Source organism: Piscinibacter sp. HJYY11 (assembly GCF_016735515.1).
GTDB lineage: Bacteria > Pseudomonadota > Gammaproteobacteria > Burkholderiales > Burkholderiaceae_C > Rhizobacter.
The window spans coordinates 591,662-608,667 of the sequence record NZ_JAERQZ010000001.1 but is presented as its reverse complement, the minus strand read 5'-3'; the positions used below and the strand labels follow the sequence as shown (position 1 = coordinate 608,667).

Below are 17,006 nucleotides of genomic sequence, written 5' to 3'. Positions count from 1 at the left end.
TTCCGGGAAGGAGCTCACGATGACCACCGTACACAAGACCGCACAAATCAATGCGGACCCGCGCAAGGTGTGGGGACGCATAGCCGATGTTGGCAAAGTTCACGACATTCTGCCTTCAGTGGTCGAGTGCCGACTCGATGGTGACAAGCGCCTTTGCACCTTCGCGGACGGCGGTCAGCTCACCGAGCGGATCATTTCTGTCGACGCTGAGTTGATGCGTCTGGCCTACTCGATCACCGACTCACCGTTTCCATTGGAGTACCACGCTGCCTCAATGCGCGTGGTGCCGGAGGCGAACGGATGCCGTCTGGAGTGGACGACAGACCTGAAGCCGGATGCGCTCAAAGAGTCTCTTGCGCCGCTCTTCGACCAATTGTTCGAACAGCTGACCGCACGGGTCGGTGCCCAGTAACGCATCGAGGACCACAACATGACCAATCTTGTAAGCAGGATGATGACCACCCGGAACGTCGGGACTCTCGATCGCTTTGCCAGGGCGCTCCCGAGTGTTGCCGTCGCCTCGTTCGTCTACACGGGCCAACTGCAGGGGGCGGCTGCATGGGTACTGGGAATCATCTCTGCGATGCTGCTGGTGACGTCGCTCACCGGCTCCTGCAGCATCTACTATCTGCTCGGCTTTTCGACCTGTCCGATATCGGGCAAGCCCAGAAGCTGATGCAACCGCGGACAAGTCAACACGTCGCCGGCGCAGGCTGAAGGTCTGACGGGCGTCCCCGGTAGGGAACGCCCGTTTCGACCAGGTACTTGAATGCCGCCAGCGCGCGACTTGCCATCTCGTCGGAACGTCGTCGCAAAACGCCACCCAGCATTCGCTCGACAAATACACCGCCTTTCAGCCGAACCTGGGCATGAGTGCGCAGCAACGACGTCTCAGAATCCACCGATTCCACCTGCCAGCGGTTGGAAGCATGCGCGACCATTGGCAGACCTTTGGCCTCGTACTGGAACCAGCGTCCGACAGAGTCCCATCCCACCCAGTGTTCTTCAAGTCGAATACCGCCTCTCAGGGTGCAGTGGCGGATTGCGCCGACACCTTCTGAGTGACCGGGCGGACAAGCCGCAGTGAGCACAGCGTGCGACCACAATGGAATCTCATCCAGGGCCGTCAATTGTTTCCATATGCGTGAGGCATCGGCATTGATACAGGCGGAGGCGTGCAAGTCGATCATGATCTTTGCGGCAGAAGCCGGGGAAGTGATTACAAAAGGAGCGGGGCAATGGGAGTCTTCGACAACTTAGAAGATCTGAAGACTTTCGTCCAGGTTGTTGAATGCGGAAGCTTGTCTGCTGCTGCTCGTGCGCTCCAAGTCACGGTCAACGCCGTAAGCCGGCGAGTCATGCGCCTGGAGATGAATCTCGGAGTCAAGCTTCTCCGGCGCTCGACCCGGGCGGCCTCCGTGACTGACGAAGGGAGGCTGCTGTACGAACGGGCTCGCCAGGTGCTGGCGGTTCTCGACGCCGCAGAGGAGGAAGTTCGCGGCACCGGTGGCGCTTTGAAAGGATTGATCCGCGTGGGTCTCTCGGGTGGAGCCTGCAGCGTGGCGGTGCTCGGCGGGATCGGTCAGCTCTTGGACGAGCACCCCGATCTTCGCTTGCAAGTGCTGATCACGAATCGAGCGGCAGACCCGATCGGGGGTGGCCTGGACATTGCGCTTCATGTGGGTCCCCCGCAAGACAGCCGGCTCGTTGCAAGGCACCTTGCCCGTGCTTCCTGGCTTCTGGCGGCTGCTCCTTCCTACTTTGCCGCCGGGCGAGAAATGCCTCGATCGCCAGACGACCTGCGCGCTCATCGGTGCCTCCGTATCGCGAGCGATGTTGCGCAAGACCACTGGACCCTCACCGACGCAAGCGGAACCCTTCATCGGGTCGCTGTACGGGGCAACTTCGAGTCTGACGACTCCCGTGCCTTGTCCGATGCGACATACGCCGGCATCGGGATCGGCATACGCCCGCAGCGCGAACTGTTGGACGCAGTCGCACGCGGCACGCTCGTTCACGTACTTCCCGAGTATCGATTTGAGCCACTCGACGTGTACGCACTGATGCCGTCCGGCACCGCACGGCTCCCGCGAATGTCCGCATTTCTGGACTCGCTGGAGCAAGTGTTCAAGACGGCGTTGTGATGGGTGCCTCGGACGGTCCACGACCACCGCACTCACGCGCGCAGCACCCGAAGCCACTCCTGCTGGTCCGGCGACATGGCTGCATCGGGCGTGAGCAATGCCGATCGCAGGGCTTCACGGCTTTCTGCCTCAGGCTGTGGCGGGTCGGCCAGCAGCAACGCATCCAGCACCTGCCGGGCGAGCGCAAGTGTCTGGCCATAGCGCTCGAAGATGGCGCCCACGCTCACGTGTAGCGCCGGGTCTTCGAGCCAGCAGTCGTAGTCGGTGACCAGTCCAACCGTGGCGTAAGCCATCTGCGCCTCGCGTGCGAGGAAGACCTCGGGCACGTTGGTCATGCCCACGAGGTGGCAACCGACCTGCCGCAGCAGGTGGCTCTCGGCCTGGGTGCCCAGCCGAGGCCCTTCGACGCAGGCGTAGGTCAGGCCGCGTTTCACGGCCACGCCGGCACGCCCTCCCGCCGCCTGCACGGCGGTCACAAGTGCGGGACTGACGGGCCGCGCCGTGGAGACGTGGGCCGCCACGCCGCCACCGAAGAACGTACGGTCGCGCTGGCCGCGCGTCCAATCGATGTACTGCTCCGGCATCGCGAGCGTTCCTGGCGCCACGTCGAGGGCGAGACTGCCCACGGCGGAGAAGCCGAGCAGTTGCGTCGCGCCAGCACGCTTGAGCGCGAAGATGTTGGCGCGGTAGTTCACCTCGTGCGGCAGCAGTCGGTGGCCAGCACCGTGGCGCGCAAGGAACAACAGGCTTCGGCCGTGCAGGCGTCCTTTGAGGATCTCGCCGGACGGCGTGCCGAACGGTGTGTCGCCGCCAAGGCGCTCGTCGATGTCGAGCCCCTGCAAGTCGTAGAGGCCGGTGCCTCCGATGATGGCCAGCATGTCGTTCACTCCTCAAGTCGGATGGCTTCGCCCAGGCCATAGGTGGGGCCGTGGGCGATGCGGTGGAAATAGGAAGCGTGGGCATCGCTGCCCTCGGCCCATTGGTTCAGGAACTGAATCTGCGCGAGCGTCGCATCGGTGTCGATGGCGATCGCGTCGATGAAGGCGTCGCGGACCTGCACGCCGAAGCGTCGCTCCGGACCGTTGAACGGGCGCAAGGCGACACGCGTCAGAAGGCCCGCTGCATCGCCCGCGAAGTTGGGCATGCCGGCAGCACCGTTGTTGAGGATCCAGCGGGGGCTGGCCCCATCCGCCGGGCCCGCAGCCCGGAGCCCTTGGAAGACCGGCAGGCACGTGTGCGTGCAGGCAAACGCGTCGACCTGCGCGCGCTCGAACCAGCCACGCACGGTGGCGCGGTGCTCCACATCGCGCAGGTGCTCCTGGGCGAAGCCCCAGCCGGCCAGCGACTGGGCATCGCCGTGCACTATGCCAAGGCGAAGCCCGCCCACGTCGGCGCGCAACGTCATCGGCAAGGCAGCAAGCTGCGCGCGTTGGGCCGGCGTGGCAGCGGTGCGCAGTTGCCGCAGGATCCGGTTGGATCGTTCCACCACGGCGTCGCCCACCCAGTCGGGATAGGCGCAGCCGCAGCCGGCGTCTTCCTCGTCGGTGGCCGGCTCGGCCGCCAGCTCGGTCTCGACGTTGCCACGCAGCGCCGTGTGGGCCAGCACCTTGGCCTGCACCCGGGCGAAGATCGCCGAGTCGATGTCGAACCAGTGGAAGTCGCCGTTGAAGACAAGCCGGGTGCGACCCGGTTCGGCCGCGAACAGGTCGAGCACCCGGTTCAACGCGAGTTCGTTGCCGTAGAGACCGCCCACGACATAGAGCGTGTCGATCGCCGTCAGCTCGGGTGGGCGCACGAAGGTGTCGGGGCCGTATTGGTAGTGCAGAGGGCAGCTGCGGCCGGCGTTCATGTGGATCTCCTGAGTTGGTGGACGAGCCCGGAGGGTCGTGCCACAGGGGTTTGCGTGGCGCTGCGCGGCCGGTAGAGCGAGGCGAGGCGACCGGGGTCGAGCTCCTGCAGGGGCAGGTCCCACTGCACCTCGCCAGCGGCGATGCCGATGACGCGCGTGGCGAGCCGCGGCAACAGTTCGGGGTCATGGACCACGCTCACCAGCGTGCGGCCCGCCGGTTCGGCGAGCGCTGCCAAGGCATCGCAGACCTGTTGCGTGGCGCTCGGGTCGAGCGCGGCAGTGGGCTCGTCGGCCAGCACGAGCCGTGGCCGCTGCAGTTGCAACCGCGCGAGCGCGACCTTCTGCCGCTCGCCGCCGGACAGGCTGTCGGCGCGCGCGTCAGCCCGTTCACGGAGGCCCAATGCCGCCAATGCCGCATTGGCCTCATGCACGAGCGCGGGTGGGTAGAGGCGCAGCCAGCTGCGCAGTGCATCCCCGCCGCCCAGGCGGGCCAGTGCCCCCACGATCACGTTTTCGCGCGCACTGAGCCGTGGCACGAGGTGCAGGCTCTGCATCACGAGGCCGACCTCGTGACGCGCCACTTCGTGCAGCGCCTTGCCCAGCACGCGCACCTCGCCGGAGGCCGCCGGCACCAGCCCCGCCAGCAGCCGCAGCAGCGTGCTCTTGCCCGCGCCGTTGGGCCCGACGATGGCCAGACGCTCGCCATGTTGCACGGTGAGCCGGTCCACACGCAGGAGCACTCGGCCTGCTGTCTCGACGTGGACACGATCTAGCCACACCGCGGCGAGGCCATCGTCCACCGGCGTGCGGGGCTCACTCACAGCAAGGCCTCACGGATGCGGCGCGACAACGCGTCGAACGCCATCACCAACGCCACCACCACGATCAGGATCGTGGCCAGCCGGCTCCACTGGAAGAGGCTCACCGCTTCGCTGATCAGGAGCCCCAGTCCACCCGCGCCGATGAGCCCGAGGATGGTCGAGTCGCGGATGTTGAACTCCCACACGTAGAGGTGGTGGCTCACGAACTGCGGCAGCACCGAGGGCCACACCCCGTGGAAGAAGACCTGCGCCCCCGACGCCCCGGTCAGTCGCACCGCCTCGACCGAACCCATGTCGATCGCCTCGATGCTCTCGGCGTAGAGCTTGCCGTAGGTGCCCATCGAATGCAGCGCAATCGCGAGGATGCCGGCCGTCGGCCCCAGCCCGACGATGCCCACCAGCACCAGCCCGAAGACAAGCGTGTGGACCGAGCGCGCCACGTCGAGCACCGCCTTGGCTGCCCATGCGACTGCACGCGGCGCGCGCAGGTTGCGCGCCACCGCCATCGACAACGGCAGCGCCAGCACCGCGGCGAGCAGCGAGCCCAGGGTGGCTATCTGAAAGGTGGTCCACGCTGCGCGCGCCAGGCCGGCCAGGAACTGGGCCTCCAGTTCGCGGCGGTTCTCCACGCGCAGCACCGTGCCGTCGTCGCTGCGGTATTCGAGCCGCTCGGGGCCGAACCAGACGTCCAGAAAACTGGGCCGCGAGAAGTCGCCGAGGGACTTCACGAGGTTCTGCCATGGGTTGCGGCCCAGTGAAAGATCGCCGGCCGCGGCGAGCGTGTACAGGCAGCCAAGCACCACGGCGGCATAGAGCGCAACCAGTGCGAGGAACGCGAGCCGGCCACGCGCTGCGGGCGCCTTCACGGCAGGCATCACCGCGTGGGTCATCGGCTGGTGCTCCGTGCGTTCACTTCGCCCCCAGCTTGCCGGTTGTGAGACCGGCATCTCGGATGGGCTTGTAGAACGTGTTGTCGGACGCAATGAAGCCGGTGTAGTTGGCTGGCAGCAACTGAGGCTGCGACTTGAGCAACGGGCCCACCTCATCGAGCGCAGCCTGCAGGCGGCGAACGAAGGCGGCGTCCTGGTGCAGCGCGGCGCTCACGGCAACGGCGTCGTTGGGCAGCGGTGCCGACTGCCAGATCACCTTGCTTCGCTCGGCGCGGATCAAGCCCTGCTCGATCATGGCCGTGCGGTTGCGGTTGTAGTCGGCTCCCGCGTCGAGCTGGCCCGCGGTCACCTGCGTCTGGATGGCCTGATGCTTGGTGTACAGCACGCGGCCGAAATGCTTTTCGGGGTCGATTCCTTGCTGCATGAAGAAGTGCAGCGGGATCAGGTAGCCCGAGGTCGAGCCCTTGTCGCCGAAGGCGAAGCTGCGGCCCTTGCCCTTGGCGCCGAGCAGGTCCTGCACGGTGGTGAGGCCGGAATCCGGGTGCGTCACGATCATCGCGAAGTACTCCGGCTTGCCCTGGTAGAGGATGGTCGACACCACCTGCGCCCCGGCATGGTGATGGGCGAGCACGTAACCCCACGGCCCCATCAGCGCGATGTCGGTCTCGCCATTGGCGAGGCTCTTGGCGAGCCCTTCCCAGCTGTCGACGGTGCGCAGCTCGACGGGGCGGCCGAGGCGCTGCGACAGGTGCTGCGCCAGCGGTCGGTAGGTGGCGTCGTTCTTCTCGCGATCGGGCTGGAACATGCCCACGCCCAACTTCAGCGGAGCGGTCTGGGCGTGTGCCATCACCGGCAGGAGCGCGAGTGCAGCGGAAATGCCGGCCACGAGCCGGCGGCGCAGGACGTTCATGCAGGGTCCCTTTCTTGAGTGTTGGAAGCGGTGGAGAGCTTGGAAACCGCGGTCGCGCTGGGCAGCGTGTGGCGTGTGACGAAGCGGCGGTCGATGTAGTCCTTCAAGCGCCAGGCCCAGGCCCCAGCGGCGCTGAACGGCCCGCGCGAGGCGATGGCACGGCCGTCCCCGGTGGCCATCAGCACGAGGAACTGTCGTTGAGGTCGGTACGGAACGACACGGCCGGGGGCCCCGAGCACCACGCGCAGGTTGTGCGACAGGACCGGCGCCATGCGCACCGCCACCACGCCGGCCTTGGGAAGCGGCTGCGTGCCAGCCTCCCAGTGGGCGCAGTCGCCCGTGGCGAAGACATGGGGGTGCGACACCGATCGCAAGTGGGCATCGATGCGCACGAAGCCCTGTTCACTCACTGCCAGCCGGCCACGCCGCAAGACGTCGCGTTGCCAGTCATGGGCCTGCGCCCCGGTCGCCCACAGGACGAGCTGGCTGGTTCGGGCCATGGTGTCACACCACGTGCTGCCCAGCCGGAGGGTCACCCCGGCACGGCCCAGTGCGCGTGCGGCCGCACGACGCGCGCCGGACGACACCGTCGGCAGCAGCTGCATGTCTTGCGTCACCAGGCCGCCGTGCACGGCGCGCTCCGGGCGCAGCTGCCGCAGTCGCGCGAGCACGGCGAGCAGCGATTCGACGCCGGCCGGGCCGCCGCCAACGGCCGTCACAGTCCAGGGTGTGTGCGCGGAATGTTGTCGCCAGTCGGCCAACACCGTCTCGTAGGTCGTGGGCAATTCGGAGAGGGGCCTCATCGCCAGCACATGGCCACCCGCGCCGTCGGGAGGCCGCAAGGTCGACCCGACGTTGAGCGACAGCAGGTCGTAGCCCAGCACTTCGCCGGTGGACAAGCGGAGCTCGCGCCGGTCGGGGTCGAGTCCCAGCATTTCCGCTTGCACCCAACGGCAGCCGGCGGCAGCACACAACGCGGCGAAGTCGATGACCATCTCATCCAGGCGATACCGCCCAGCGAGCCATCCGGGCACCATGCCCGAGTAAGGCGCCAGCGCGTGCGGCGACACCACCACCAGTTCGACCCCGCGCAGCGGCTCGCGCGCCCAGTCGACCAGCACTCGGGCATGTGCATGGCCGGCGCCGGCGAGAACCAGCCGCTTCATTTCATGCTCCCAGCCGGCAGCCACCCGGCCGGCAGGTGCACCAGATCGGCCGGTTCGTCCACGTCGGCCACAGGCTGCAGTTCTTCCCATCGCAACTTTGCGGCGCGCAGGCGCTCGCGGGTCTGCGACATCACGGCGGCGGTGCTCCACGCGATGCCTTCGAACAGCGACGCCTGTGGGGCACGCAGGCCGATGAGCGCATAGCCACCGTCGAGCGCCGGCACGAACACGGCATCGTGTTCGTCGAGCGCCGCGTGTGCGCGGGCCAGGCAAGCAGCGTCAAGCGCCGGGGCGTCGGTGCCGATCAGGACCACGTGCGTGTGGGTGCCCAGCACGCGCGCGAAAGCGCGGTGCATGCGCTGCCCGAGGTCGCCTTCGCCCTGCACGGCCAAACGCAGCGCATGCGTTCTTGCCAGCGTCTGGAATGCAGGGTGCTCCGCATCGGGTGCGGCGCAAAGCTCCACCGTGTCGGACTCCGACGCGGCCGCCGCAGCGGCGGTGTGGGCCAGCATGCGCTCGGCCAAGGTGGCGGCGCCAGCCGCACCCAGTGCCGGGATGAGCCGCGTCTTGGCCAGGCCAGCCACCGGCGCCTTGGCGAAGACGATGACGGCGCGGCGCTTCACCGGTAGGCCTCGGCCAAGGCCTGCGCCGGCGTGCCGCGCCAGTAGCGCCAGCGCAGCCGCCACATGAGGAAGATGGTTCGCCACACGCCGCGCGTTTCCCAGCGCCGGCCGGACGTCATGACGCGCGCACGCAGGCAGGCAGGGTGGGAAATGGCGCAAAGGCGGCGCGAGATTTCCACGTCCTCCATCAGCGGCTGATCGGGGAAGCGTCCCGCCCGCTCGAAGGCGGTACGGGTGACGAATAGGCCTTGGTCGCCGGTGGCGATGCCCGTCCAACGCGAGCGCAGGTTCATGAGCGTGGCAACCACGCGCAGCATCGCGGGCCGGCCACTGATGCGCACATCGAAGCGGCCCCATGCAGCACCTGCCGTGAGCGCACGCCGCACGAGGTGGTCAGCTCCCTCGGGCAACTGGGTGTCGGCATGCAGGAAGAGCAACACGTCGGCCCGCGCCACCTCAGCCCCGGCGTTCATCTGTCGGGCTCGCCCGGCCGGCGTGATCAGAACGCGCTCGCACAAGGACCTGGCGAGCGTGACAGTGGCATCGTGGCTGCCGCCATCGGCCACGATCACCTCGGCCCCACGCGCGCGCAGCGGCGCCAGCGCCCGCAAAGTGGCCTCGATGCCGGCGGCTTCGTTCAACACCGGCACGATGATGGACAGCGTGGGCTCCATCTCAGGCGCGTTCCCAGGCGTGAAAGCGCTCCACCCAGCGCAGCAGCCGCTGGGGGGCGTGGGCTCGTTTCCACTCGCCTGCGGCGTACTTGTTGGCTTCGGCGAGCGTGGGGTAGGTGTGGATGGTGCCGAGGATCTTGTTCAGCCCCAGGTTGTGCTTCATCGCCAGCACGTACTCGGCGAGCAAGTCACCGGCGTGCTCGCCGACGATGGTCACTCCCAGGATCTTGTCGCGCCCCGGCACGGAGAGCACCTTCACGAAGCCGTGGTTGGTGCCATCGGCAATGGCGCGGTCGAGGTCTGCAAGGTCATAGCGGGTGACCTCGACGGCGATGCCCTGGGCCTTGGCCTCACTCTCCGACAGGCCCACGCGTGCCACCTCGGGAGACGTGAACGTGGTCCAGGGAATCACCGAGTAGTCGGCCTTGAACCGGCGCAGGCGGCCGAAGAGCGCATTGACGGCCGCATACCAGGCCTGGTGCGCCGCGGTGTGCGTGAACTGGAAAGGCCCCGCCACGTCGCCTACCGCGTAGATGTTCGGGTAGTGAGTGCGCAGGTAGGCATCGGTCTCGATGGTCTTGCGTTCGGTGAGCGGCATGTTGAGCTCTTCGAGGCCGTAGCCGGTGACGCGGGGGGTGCGGCCCACCGCGCACAGGATCTGGTCGAACGCGATGGCGACCTCCTGGCCGGCATGGCGCGCGACGAGGCGCTTCTCAGAGGCGCCGTCTGCGGGGCTGCCCAACTCGACGCGCAGCGCCTCATGCCCGGTGAGCACGGTGACACCGTCTTCGCGCAGCGATGCCGCCACCAGGGCCGACACCTCGGTGTCTTCGCGCACCAGCACACGGTCGGCCATCTCGACCTGCGTGACCTGGCTGCCCAGGCGCGCGAAGGCTTGAGCGAGTTCGCTGCCGATCGGCCCGCCGCCCAGCACGAGCAGGCGCCGCGGCAGCTCGGTCAAGCCCCACACCGTGTCGCTGGTCAGCACGCCCGCTTCCTGCAAACCCGGGATCGGCGGCACGAACGGGCTGGCCCCGGCGGCGATCACGATGCTTCGCGTGGTCAGCGTGCGGCTGCCGCCTTCGGCGAGCGCCACGTCCACGCTCCAGGGACTGGTGATGCGGGCATGGCCCTGCAGCACTTCCACGCCCAGCCCGGTGTAGCGTTCCACCGAATCGTGCGGCTCGATGGCGCGAATGACGGACGAGACGCGCTGCATCACGGCAGCAAAATCGACCGAACCGCGTGCGCCAACCACGCCGAAACGCTCGGCGTCGCGGAGGTGGCGCATCAGCTTGGCGCTGCGGATGAGCGCCTTGCTGGGCACGCAGCCGGTGTTGAGGCAATCGCCGCCCATCTTGTGGCCTTCGACAAGCGTCACCTTCGCCTTCACCACCGCGGCGATGTACGCGCTGACGAGGCCGCCCGAGCCGGCGCCGATGACGACGAGGTTGCGGTCGAAGTGCGCCGGCTTCTTCCAGCCCGCGTAGCGTTTGCGCCGCTGCAATGCGCCCACCACGGCCTTGGCGATGAGCGGAAACAGCCCGAGCAACACGAAGCTGCCAAGCAGCGGCAGCGAGAACACGTCGCCGGGCTGGTCGATCGCCGCCAGCTGCGTGCCGGCGTTCACGTAGACAGCGGTGCCCGCCAGCATGCCGACCTGGCTCGCGAGGTAGAAGCGCGCCGCCGGCATCGCTGTCAGCCCCATCAGCAGGTTGACCAGCCAGAACGGAAACAGCGGCACCAGGCGCAGCGTGAGCAGGTACCAGACGCCATCGCGCTTCAGCCCCTCGTTGATCGGCGCGAGGCGCTTGCCGAACCGCGCTTGCACCATGTCGCGCAACAAGTAGCGCGAGCCGAGAAATGCCAGCAGCGCCCCCAGGCTCGAAGCAAACGACACGACCAGCAGACCCATGGCCAGGCCGAAGATGGCCCCCGCCGCCAGCGTGAGCACAGTGGCTCCTGGCACCGACAGCGCCGTGGCGACGACGTAGATGCCGAAGAACACGGCCAGGGTCGCGAGCGGCTGCGCCTGGTAGCGGCTCACCAGGGCGTCGCGGCTGGCCTTGAGGTTCTCGATCGTCAGCCACTGCCCGAGGTCGTAGTGCCGGTAGAGCACGACCAAGAGGATGGCCGCAAGCGCCACCCCGATCCAAAGCCGCAGCCGCGCGGCGGGCATCAACGCGTGCCCTTGCCGGCGAACTGGATCACCACCGTCTGGGGCACGGGCGCCTCCAGCGCGCCGCCGCAACTGCTGCCCTGGCCGGCGGTGCAGCCGTAGCAGTGGTCGGCGATGCGGATGTCCTCACCCTCGGGGTCGTGCGTGAGCAGATCGCGCAGATGGGGGCGTGCGACCCGCTCCAGCCGAGCGTGCAGCCCGAGCATCTGGTTGAAGTCGCAGTCGTACAGGTCGCCTTGCCAATCCACGCTCACCATGCTGCGGCACATGACAGTGTCGAGGTTGTCGGCCTGGTACGCGCCGCGAAGCAGCGCCATGTAGCTGGCGAACGTGCCCTTGCTGACGAGCGTGCTGCCGAAGCGCTGCACCGGCATGTTGGTCAGTGCGAACAGGTGGTCGAACCGGATGCCGAAATGCTGGAGCAGCTCGCGCTTGTAGTCGGCTTCGAGGGCGGCCTGTGGCGGCGGCAGCGACGGGCCTTGCGGGTTGTAGACGAGATTCAAAACGAGTTTGCCGTCGCCCTGGCCGTAGCCGAGGGCATTGAGCTCGCAAAGGCCGGCGATGCTGCGGTCGAACACACCATCGCCGCGCTGGCGATCAACGTTGGCCGGCGAGTAGCAAGGTAGCGAGGCCGTCACTTCCACGCCTTGCGCCGCCAGGAACGCCGCTAAGTCGTGCTGGCCGGGCTCCGAGAGGATGGTCAGGTTGCAGCGGTCGATGACCCGCACGCCGAGGGCACGTGCTCCCTGCACCAGTTCGCGGAAGTGCACGTTCAGTTCCGGCGCGCCACCCGTCAGGTCGAGCGTGGCGATGCCGCGTGCCTGCAGTACCTGCAGTACGAGCGCTACGTGCTCGGCGTCCATCATTTCAGTGCGCTGCGGGCTGGCCGCCACGTGGCAGTGCAGGCAACTCTGATTGCACTTGTAGCCGAGGTTCACCTGGAGCGTATCGAGACGCCGGCGGCGGATGGGCGGGAAGTCGGTGGCTGCGAGCAGCGGGAGGGTGGCGTGCATCTCGAAGGCCTCGTGTGTTTTGGTCAGGGTCTGTGAACAACAGCGGCGCGGGTCAGCCGCTGTAGCAGGGCGCCTGCTCTGGCACCCAATGAAGATCGGCAAAGCCGGCCCGTGCCGTTTCGCCGGTGTTGTCGGTGTCTGCAGTGAGGGCGAGTTGCACCGGCCTGGTCGATGCGCCATAAAGCCGGGCGACATCGCGGCCAACGTTGCGCCGCTCCTGCACCCAGCGGCCGGCATCGCCTGCGCCGCTGCGCAGCACGATCATCGTGGTTCGGTCGGTGTAGGCGTTCGGCCGCTCGGTGCCGACAGGGTTCTGGTTGTCCCAGACATAGTTCACCGCGGCGTCGGGCACCGACGGGCCCCAGATGGAGCGCGCCATGCTCAGTTGCGCCCGCAGGCCGAAGCTCTTGTCGCGCTCCGGCAGGGCCAGGCTCACGTAAAGGCGCGCGGCGTAGTCGTCACCGCTGCGTTGCGTCATGTCTGCTTTCTTGAGCGGCGCGTCGATGCGCCATCGCCAGCACAGCACCGGCGTGCGCTGCAGGTCGATCTCGACTGGCCGGGCGAGCAGCGACATGCTGCCCGATGAACGCACTTCGAGCGCCGAGGCACCGTCCCAGTCGCGCAGACTGAATTCGTTGGGGCGGAGCTTGTCGTTCAGGCGCACCTCCTGCCAGGGCGCGAGGTCTCGCTGAAAACGACCGACCCACACGGCCTCGTCGGCCAGCGGCGCGGCCGCGGCCGGCAGCGCTCCGAGCATCGCCAAGCAGCCGAGAATCGCGCGGCCCCATGGAACGCTCGAAGTGGGGGAGTTCATGGGTTTCATCTGTCCACATAGTCGCTGGCGGCGGCATGAGGGTTACAGACACAAGAAAATATTGATCCGCGCCACCGGCCGGTGTAACCGCAGCGCCGGTGGCGGCGAATAAGACTGGTGAGAGGACACGCAGCGTGCGTGGTCATTACTCGTAAGGAGTGCGGCCGTGAAGACGGAAACATGGGTAGACATGCTGGCCCGAAGCGCCGGTCCGGCTCCGCGTGCAGTCGCAGCACGCCGGTTTGCGCCGGCTGCGCTGGGCGGCCTGCTTTGCAGCGCATTGCTGGCGGTGACGTTGATCGGGCGCCTGCCCGCATCCGCCTTTGACGCTGGCTACCCGTGGATGAAGCTCGCCTACACCGGCGCATTGGCCGTAGCTGCCTGCTGGATGGCCACCCGAGCCGCGCGGCCAGCTGCGTCAACAGCCCCTGCAGGGCTGGCGGTGCTGGCGGTGGTGCTTGCCATGGCAGCGATCGCCACGGCGGCGCTGGTGTTTCGAACGGCACCTGACAACCGTGCTGAAGCGATCCTGGGTGCGTCGTGGCAGGTGTGCCCGTTGGCGGTGCTCGTGCTGTCGCTGCCGGCGCTCGGCCTGTCGTTGTGGGCCATGCGCGGCCTCGCGCCCACACGCCCTCGCATGGCGGGCTTCTCGGCCGGCGTCCTGGCCGGCGCTGTGGGCGCTTTCGGTTATGCCCTGGCGTGCCCCGAGTCGTCGATGGCTTTCGTCACCATCTGGTACACGCTCGGCATCGGACTGGCCGGCCTGCTAGGTGCCGCGCTGGGGCAGCGACTACTGCGGTGGTGAACCCACGGCGTCAGAATGCCAGCTTTGTCGAGCGAAGCTGCACCGGCAGCTGACACGATGGCCCAAGGCACTCGCGATGACTTCGAATCTGAACTGAAGCCGCTCTGGCTGCGAGCGCAGGCCGGGGACGAGGCCGCGTACCGTGATTCGCTCTTGCGCATTGCCGCCCGGCTGCGGCCCTATTTCCGCAGGCGCCTGCAACGGCTGCCGCAGGAGATCGAAGATCTGGTGCAGGAGGTTTTGCTGGCGATTCATCTGAACCGAGGCACTCACCTGCCGGCGCTGCCAGTCACGGCCTGGGTCCTCGCGATTGCCCGGCACAAGCTGGTGGATCTCTACCGCCGACGCGGGCGGCGCGAAGACCACGACGAACCGCTGGATGGGGTCGAGGGTGAGGCGCTGGTCGCCGTAGAAGATGCTGGGGAGACGCAGCGCGACCTGGGCACGCTCCTGGAGCAATTGCCTGTCGCTCAGCGCACGGCCATCGTCTTGACGAAGGTGGAAGGTCTATCGGTGCTGGAAGCGGCGCAACGCACGGGCGCATCGGAGTCGGCGATCAAGGTGCAGGTCCACCGCGGACTGAAGCGTTTGTCCGCACTCGTGAGAACTGGGCATTAGGAGCGCTGCCCGCTCAATTGCTCGCAACGCTGGCAACGCGTACAGCCGATGGCGCTGAGTTGATCGCGTGCCCCTCATTTACGTAACCGTGTGGAATTACATGCAGGTGTTCATCGTCGGTTCGGGCAAGCTTGCTGAAGAGCTTCTCTCTTCGCTGAAGGTAGCTCCGCCTTTGCAGGTCCAACAGTGGAGAAGTCGATCTGCGCTGGACAGTCAGGCAATCGTGGTGCACGCCGGATCCGGCCGGGAACTTAGCGAGGTTGTGTCATGGTGCCGGGACTCGGGTTCAGTGCTCGTGGAGCTCGCAACCGGCTCGATGCTCGAGAACCAAGCGCCGGGCATTCCGGTTGTCTTGTGTCCGAACGCGAACATACTGATGTTGAAATTCATGCACATGGTCGAGAGAAGCGGACATCTCTTCCAACGACATCAAATTGCCCTGACTGAATCGCATCAATCCACGAAGACCTCAGCTCCTGGTACCGCCATTGCGTTGGCACGGTCGCTGGGCTTGTTGCCAAGTCAAATCACCTCCGTACGTGACGCAGAACAGCAGGCGACACGACTCGGAATCCCCGCAGAAAACCTGGCCCGCCATGCCTTCCACCGGATTGACGTGCAGGAGGGGTCTTGCACGATTCGCCTGGAGGCAACCGTTCTCGGCGCTTCGCCCTACGCATCGGGCGTCGCCCAGGTCATCAGGGCGATTTCCCAACAGCCACTCGAACAGCGGCTGTATTATCTGGAAGAGTTTCTCGTCAACGGCTGGATATGAGGTCCGGGAGTTCACGCTGGGTTTTGACGACGAGGTCGGATCGCTGAGCTAATGCTGTCGCTCAATGGTGAGTCTCCTCACCAATGCGGCCTTGATCGCTGGCGACGGCGCTCCCGCGATGGCCCACTTGCTGTGGCGTTCACAGGCCTCAAGCCGCCCACATCGGCGGTGCAGATCGGCCAGCACCGCATGGCACACATAGGAGTCGGCCATGGCCCCCGGCGGATCGAACTGCTCCAGCGCGACCAGTCCCTGCTCCGGCCCGCGCCACTCGGCGACCGCCAGCGCTTTCCCGAGTGCGTGAAGCGTCGACGGTGCGACGCGCTCCAGCAACTCGTAGCAGTCGACGATGCGGTCCCAGCGCGTTTCTGCGAGCGAAGGCGATAGGCAGTGCTCGGCAGCGATGCCCGCCTCGGCGTGATAGCGCGAGAAGGCCGGCCCCTGTGCCGAGGCCGCCAGCCAGGACATCCCCAGGGCCATCTCGGCCCGGTCCCATGACGACCGGTCCTGCTCGTTCAATAACAGGAGCTCGTGGGCCCCGCACTCTCTTGCCGCCATTCGCGCCGTGTGCAGGTGCATCAGAGCCAGCAAGGCAAAGGTTTCGGGCGTGCCGGCCAGTGGGTGCAATGCCAGCAGTAGCGCCAGCCGTTTGGCTTCATCGCACAACTCGCGACGGAGAGGCCTCGAGGCATGGGACGACAGATGCCCCTCAGTGAACATCGTGTACAGGATCGACTGGACCGCCGGCAAGCGTGAAGTGATCGTCGAAGCTTCCAGATCGTCGAGCGAAGGCCGCAACGTCGCCAAGTGGCTTCTGGCGCGGCTCAGCCGCTTGTAGACGCTGGCCTCGGTGGCAAAAAGTCGCTGTGCGATCTCGTGCACGTTGGACCCGCAGAGCGTCTTGAGCGCGAACACCAGCTGCGACTCCGCAGGAATGCCAGGGTCGCAGCAGACGAAGAGCATTCGAAGCTCGACGTCATGCACGTCCGCCAGCAGCTGGATGTCAGGAGCCTCCTCGGCCAGTTCTGCCCACGAAGCACCATGCTGGTCCGCTAGCCTTCGGCGCCGAGCTTCCTGGCGCAGCTCGCCAATCACTTGGTTGTAGGCGACCCGGTACAGCCAAGCGGTGGGGTTGTCGGGCGGCCCTACACGCTTCCAGGCCTCCAAGCCCGCGACCAATGCGCCTTGCACGGCGTCTTCCACGGCGTCCAGGTGCTGCAGGCCGACGCGGCGGCTCAACAAGGCCACGAGCCTCGCGTACTCGTGCCTGAAGAAATGCTCGGCGAGCTGCGTTGTCAAGGGGTCTGGATCTCGATCACTTCGACTCCCGAGCGCGGGCCGATCAGCCCCGGGCAGGCGCTCGCGATGCGGATGGCCTCGTCGAAATCGGAGGCGGTCACGATCATGTACCCGCCGACCAGTTCCTTGACTTCCACCAGCGGCGCGTCCGGCCCGGCCTGCGTCCCCACTAGCCGTGCCCCCCCCAGCCGGCCTCCCACGTCCGTCAGGTGATTCTGGAACTGCTCGCGCCATTCGTTGAACCGCGCGTACATCGATTGCATTTCCCCCGGTGACAGCTGCGGTTCATTCGCACCAGGCAGTGGCCTTTGCAGGCAGAGGTATTTAGGCATGTGGAGATCTCCCAAAGTTGACGCCGCCGCAAAAGCGCAGGGCATCCTATGACGTCTGGAAGGGGCGCATTTGGACACCAACAGGATAAAAGTT

Annotated in this window: 20 protein-coding genes; 6 read left to right on the top strand and 14 right to left on the bottom strand. The window is 66.9% G+C overall.

The window, feature by feature from the left end:
* The first annotated feature begins 19 nt into the window (after nt 1-19).
* Both JI745_RS02765 and JI745_RS02760 read left to right on the top strand, forming a co-directional pair.
* Nucleotides 20-412: an SRPBCC family protein gene (locus tag JI745_RS02765; protein WP_201803563.1), complete on the top strand. Its 393-nt coding sequence runs from the start codon at nt 20-22 to the stop codon at nt 410-412.
* Between the two features lie 18 nt (nt 413-430).
* A complete protein-coding gene (locus JI745_RS02760; RefSeq protein WP_201803562.1) occupies nt 431-676 on the top strand; it encodes a DUF2892 domain-containing protein in 246 nt (81 codons plus the stop codon).
* A 16-nt stretch (nt 677-692) separates the two neighbouring features.
* Here the strand turns inward: JI745_RS02760 and JI745_RS02755 are convergent, their stop codons facing one another.
* The gene (locus JI745_RS02755) at nt 693-1,190 is read right to left on the bottom strand and encodes an SRPBCC family protein (protein ID WP_201803561.1); all 498 of its coding nucleotides are present in this window, start codon (nt 1,188-1,190) and stop codon (nt 693-695) included.
* Nucleotides 1,191-1,238: 48 nt separating this feature from the next.
* Between JI745_RS02755 and JI745_RS02750 the strand changes: the two genes are divergently transcribed.
* The gene (locus JI745_RS02750; protein ID WP_201803560.1) at nt 1,239-2,144 is read left to right on the top strand and encodes a LysR family transcriptional regulator; all 906 of its coding nucleotides are present in this window, start codon (nt 1,239-1,241) and stop codon (nt 2,142-2,144) included.
* A gap of 32 nt (nt 2,145-2,176) precedes the next feature.
* Here the strand turns inward: JI745_RS02750 and JI745_RS02745 are convergent, their stop codons facing one another.
* Genes JI745_RS02745 through JI745_RS02695 form a run of 11 tightly spaced genes read right to left on the bottom strand, consistent with a single transcriptional unit; the run spans nt 2,177 to nt 13,083 of the window.
* The gene (locus tag JI745_RS02745; RefSeq protein ID WP_201803559.1) at nt 2,177-3,022 is read right to left on the bottom strand and encodes an MTAP family purine nucleoside phosphorylase; all 846 of its coding nucleotides are present in this window, start codon (nt 3,020-3,022) and stop codon (nt 2,177-2,179) included.
* Between the two features lie 5 nt (nt 3,023-3,027).
* Nucleotides 3,028-3,993, bottom strand: a complete 966-nt coding sequence (locus JI745_RS02740) for a hypothetical protein (RefSeq protein WP_201803558.1) — start codon at nt 3,991-3,993, stop codon at nt 3,028-3,030.
* The gene (locus tag JI745_RS02735; RefSeq protein ID WP_310738458.1) at nt 3,990-4,814 is read right to left on the bottom strand and encodes an ATP-binding cassette domain-containing protein; all 825 of its coding nucleotides are present in this window, start codon (nt 4,812-4,814) and stop codon (nt 3,990-3,992) included. Before JI745_RS02735 ends, JI745_RS02740 begins: the two co-directional genes overlap by 4 nt.
* On the bottom strand, nt 4,811-5,704 hold the full coding sequence (gene phnE, locus JI745_RS02730; protein ID WP_236674884.1) for a phosphonate ABC transporter, permease protein PhnE: 894 nt from the start codon (nt 5,702-5,704) through the stop codon (nt 4,811-4,813). The genes JI745_RS02735 and phnE overlap by 4 nt, the downstream gene beginning before the upstream one ends.
* Nucleotides 5,705-5,723: 19 nt before the next feature.
* Nucleotides 5,724-6,614: a phosphate/phosphite/phosphonate ABC transporter substrate-binding protein gene (locus tag JI745_RS02725; RefSeq protein WP_201803556.1), complete on the bottom strand. Its 891-nt coding sequence runs from the start codon at nt 6,612-6,614 to the stop codon at nt 5,724-5,726.
* Entirely contained in the window at nt 6,611-7,780 is a 1,170-nt protein-coding gene (locus tag JI745_RS02720; protein WP_201803554.1) for an FAD-dependent oxidoreductase, read from the bottom strand. Before JI745_RS02720 ends, JI745_RS02725 begins: the two co-directional genes overlap by 4 nt.
* Nucleotides 7,777-8,403, bottom strand: a complete 627-nt coding sequence (locus tag JI745_RS02715; protein ID WP_201803552.1) for a TIGR04282 family arsenosugar biosynthesis glycosyltransferase — start codon at nt 8,401-8,403, stop codon at nt 7,777-7,779. The genes JI745_RS02720 and JI745_RS02715 overlap by 4 nt, the downstream gene beginning before the upstream one ends.
* On the bottom strand, nt 8,400-9,077 hold the full coding sequence (locus JI745_RS02710) for a TIGR04283 family arsenosugar biosynthesis glycosyltransferase (protein ID WP_201803550.1): 678 nt from the start codon (nt 9,075-9,077) through the stop codon (nt 8,400-8,402). The genes JI745_RS02715 and JI745_RS02710 overlap by 4 nt, the downstream gene beginning before the upstream one ends.
* A gap of 1 nt (nt 9,078) precedes the next feature.
* The gene (locus JI745_RS02705; RefSeq protein ID WP_201803548.1) at nt 9,079-11,256 is read right to left on the bottom strand and encodes an FAD-dependent oxidoreductase; all 2,178 of its coding nucleotides are present in this window, start codon (nt 11,254-11,256) and stop codon (nt 9,079-9,081) included.
* Nucleotides 11,256-12,269, bottom strand: a complete 1,014-nt coding sequence (gene arsS, locus JI745_RS02700; RefSeq protein WP_201803546.1) for an arsenosugar biosynthesis radical SAM (seleno)protein ArsS — start codon at nt 12,267-12,269, stop codon at nt 11,256-11,258. The genes JI745_RS02705 and arsS overlap by 1 nt, the downstream gene beginning before the upstream one ends.
* A gap of 52 nt (nt 12,270-12,321) precedes the next feature.
* Entirely contained in the window at nt 12,322-13,083 is a 762-nt protein-coding gene (locus JI745_RS02695) for a DUF3047 domain-containing protein (RefSeq protein WP_236674883.1), read from the bottom strand.
* Nucleotides 13,084-13,249: 166 nt separating this feature from the next.
* Between JI745_RS02695 and JI745_RS02690 the strand changes: the two genes are divergently transcribed.
* The 3 genes from JI745_RS02690 to JI745_RS02680 all read left to right on the top strand — a co-directional run bounded on the left by JI745_RS02690 (nt 13,250) and on the right by JI745_RS02680 (nt 15,281).
* Complete coding sequence (locus JI745_RS02690) at nt 13,250-13,888, top strand: DUF1109 domain-containing protein (RefSeq protein WP_201803544.1); 639 nt, start codon at nt 13,250-13,252, stop codon at nt 13,886-13,888.
* Between the two features lie 57 nt (nt 13,889-13,945).
* Nucleotides 13,946-14,506 (top strand): sigma-70 family RNA polymerase sigma factor, encoded by a 561-nt coding sequence (locus JI745_RS02685; RefSeq protein ID WP_236674882.1) that lies wholly within the window; start codon nt 13,946-13,948, stop codon nt 14,504-14,506.
* Between the two features lie 67 nt (nt 14,507-14,573).
* Nucleotides 14,574-15,281, top strand: coding sequence for a dihydrodipicolinate reductase C-terminal domain-containing protein (locus JI745_RS02680; protein ID WP_310738456.1), 708 nt, complete (start codon nt 14,574-14,576; stop codon nt 15,279-15,281).
* Nucleotides 15,282-15,329: 48 nt separating this feature from the next.
* On the opposite strand, the gene JI745_RS02675 is transcribed toward JI745_RS02680, so the two are convergent.
* Nucleotides 15,330-16,580: an RNA polymerase sigma factor gene (locus JI745_RS02675; protein WP_201803539.1), complete on the bottom strand. Its 1,251-nt coding sequence runs from the start codon at nt 16,578-16,580 to the stop codon at nt 15,330-15,332.
* Nucleotides 16,577-16,912: a YciI family protein gene (locus tag JI745_RS02670; RefSeq protein ID WP_201803537.1), complete on the bottom strand. Its 336-nt coding sequence runs from the start codon at nt 16,910-16,912 to the stop codon at nt 16,577-16,579. Before JI745_RS02670 ends, JI745_RS02675 begins: the two co-directional genes overlap by 4 nt.
* Nucleotides 16,913-17,006 lie beyond the last annotated feature (94 nt).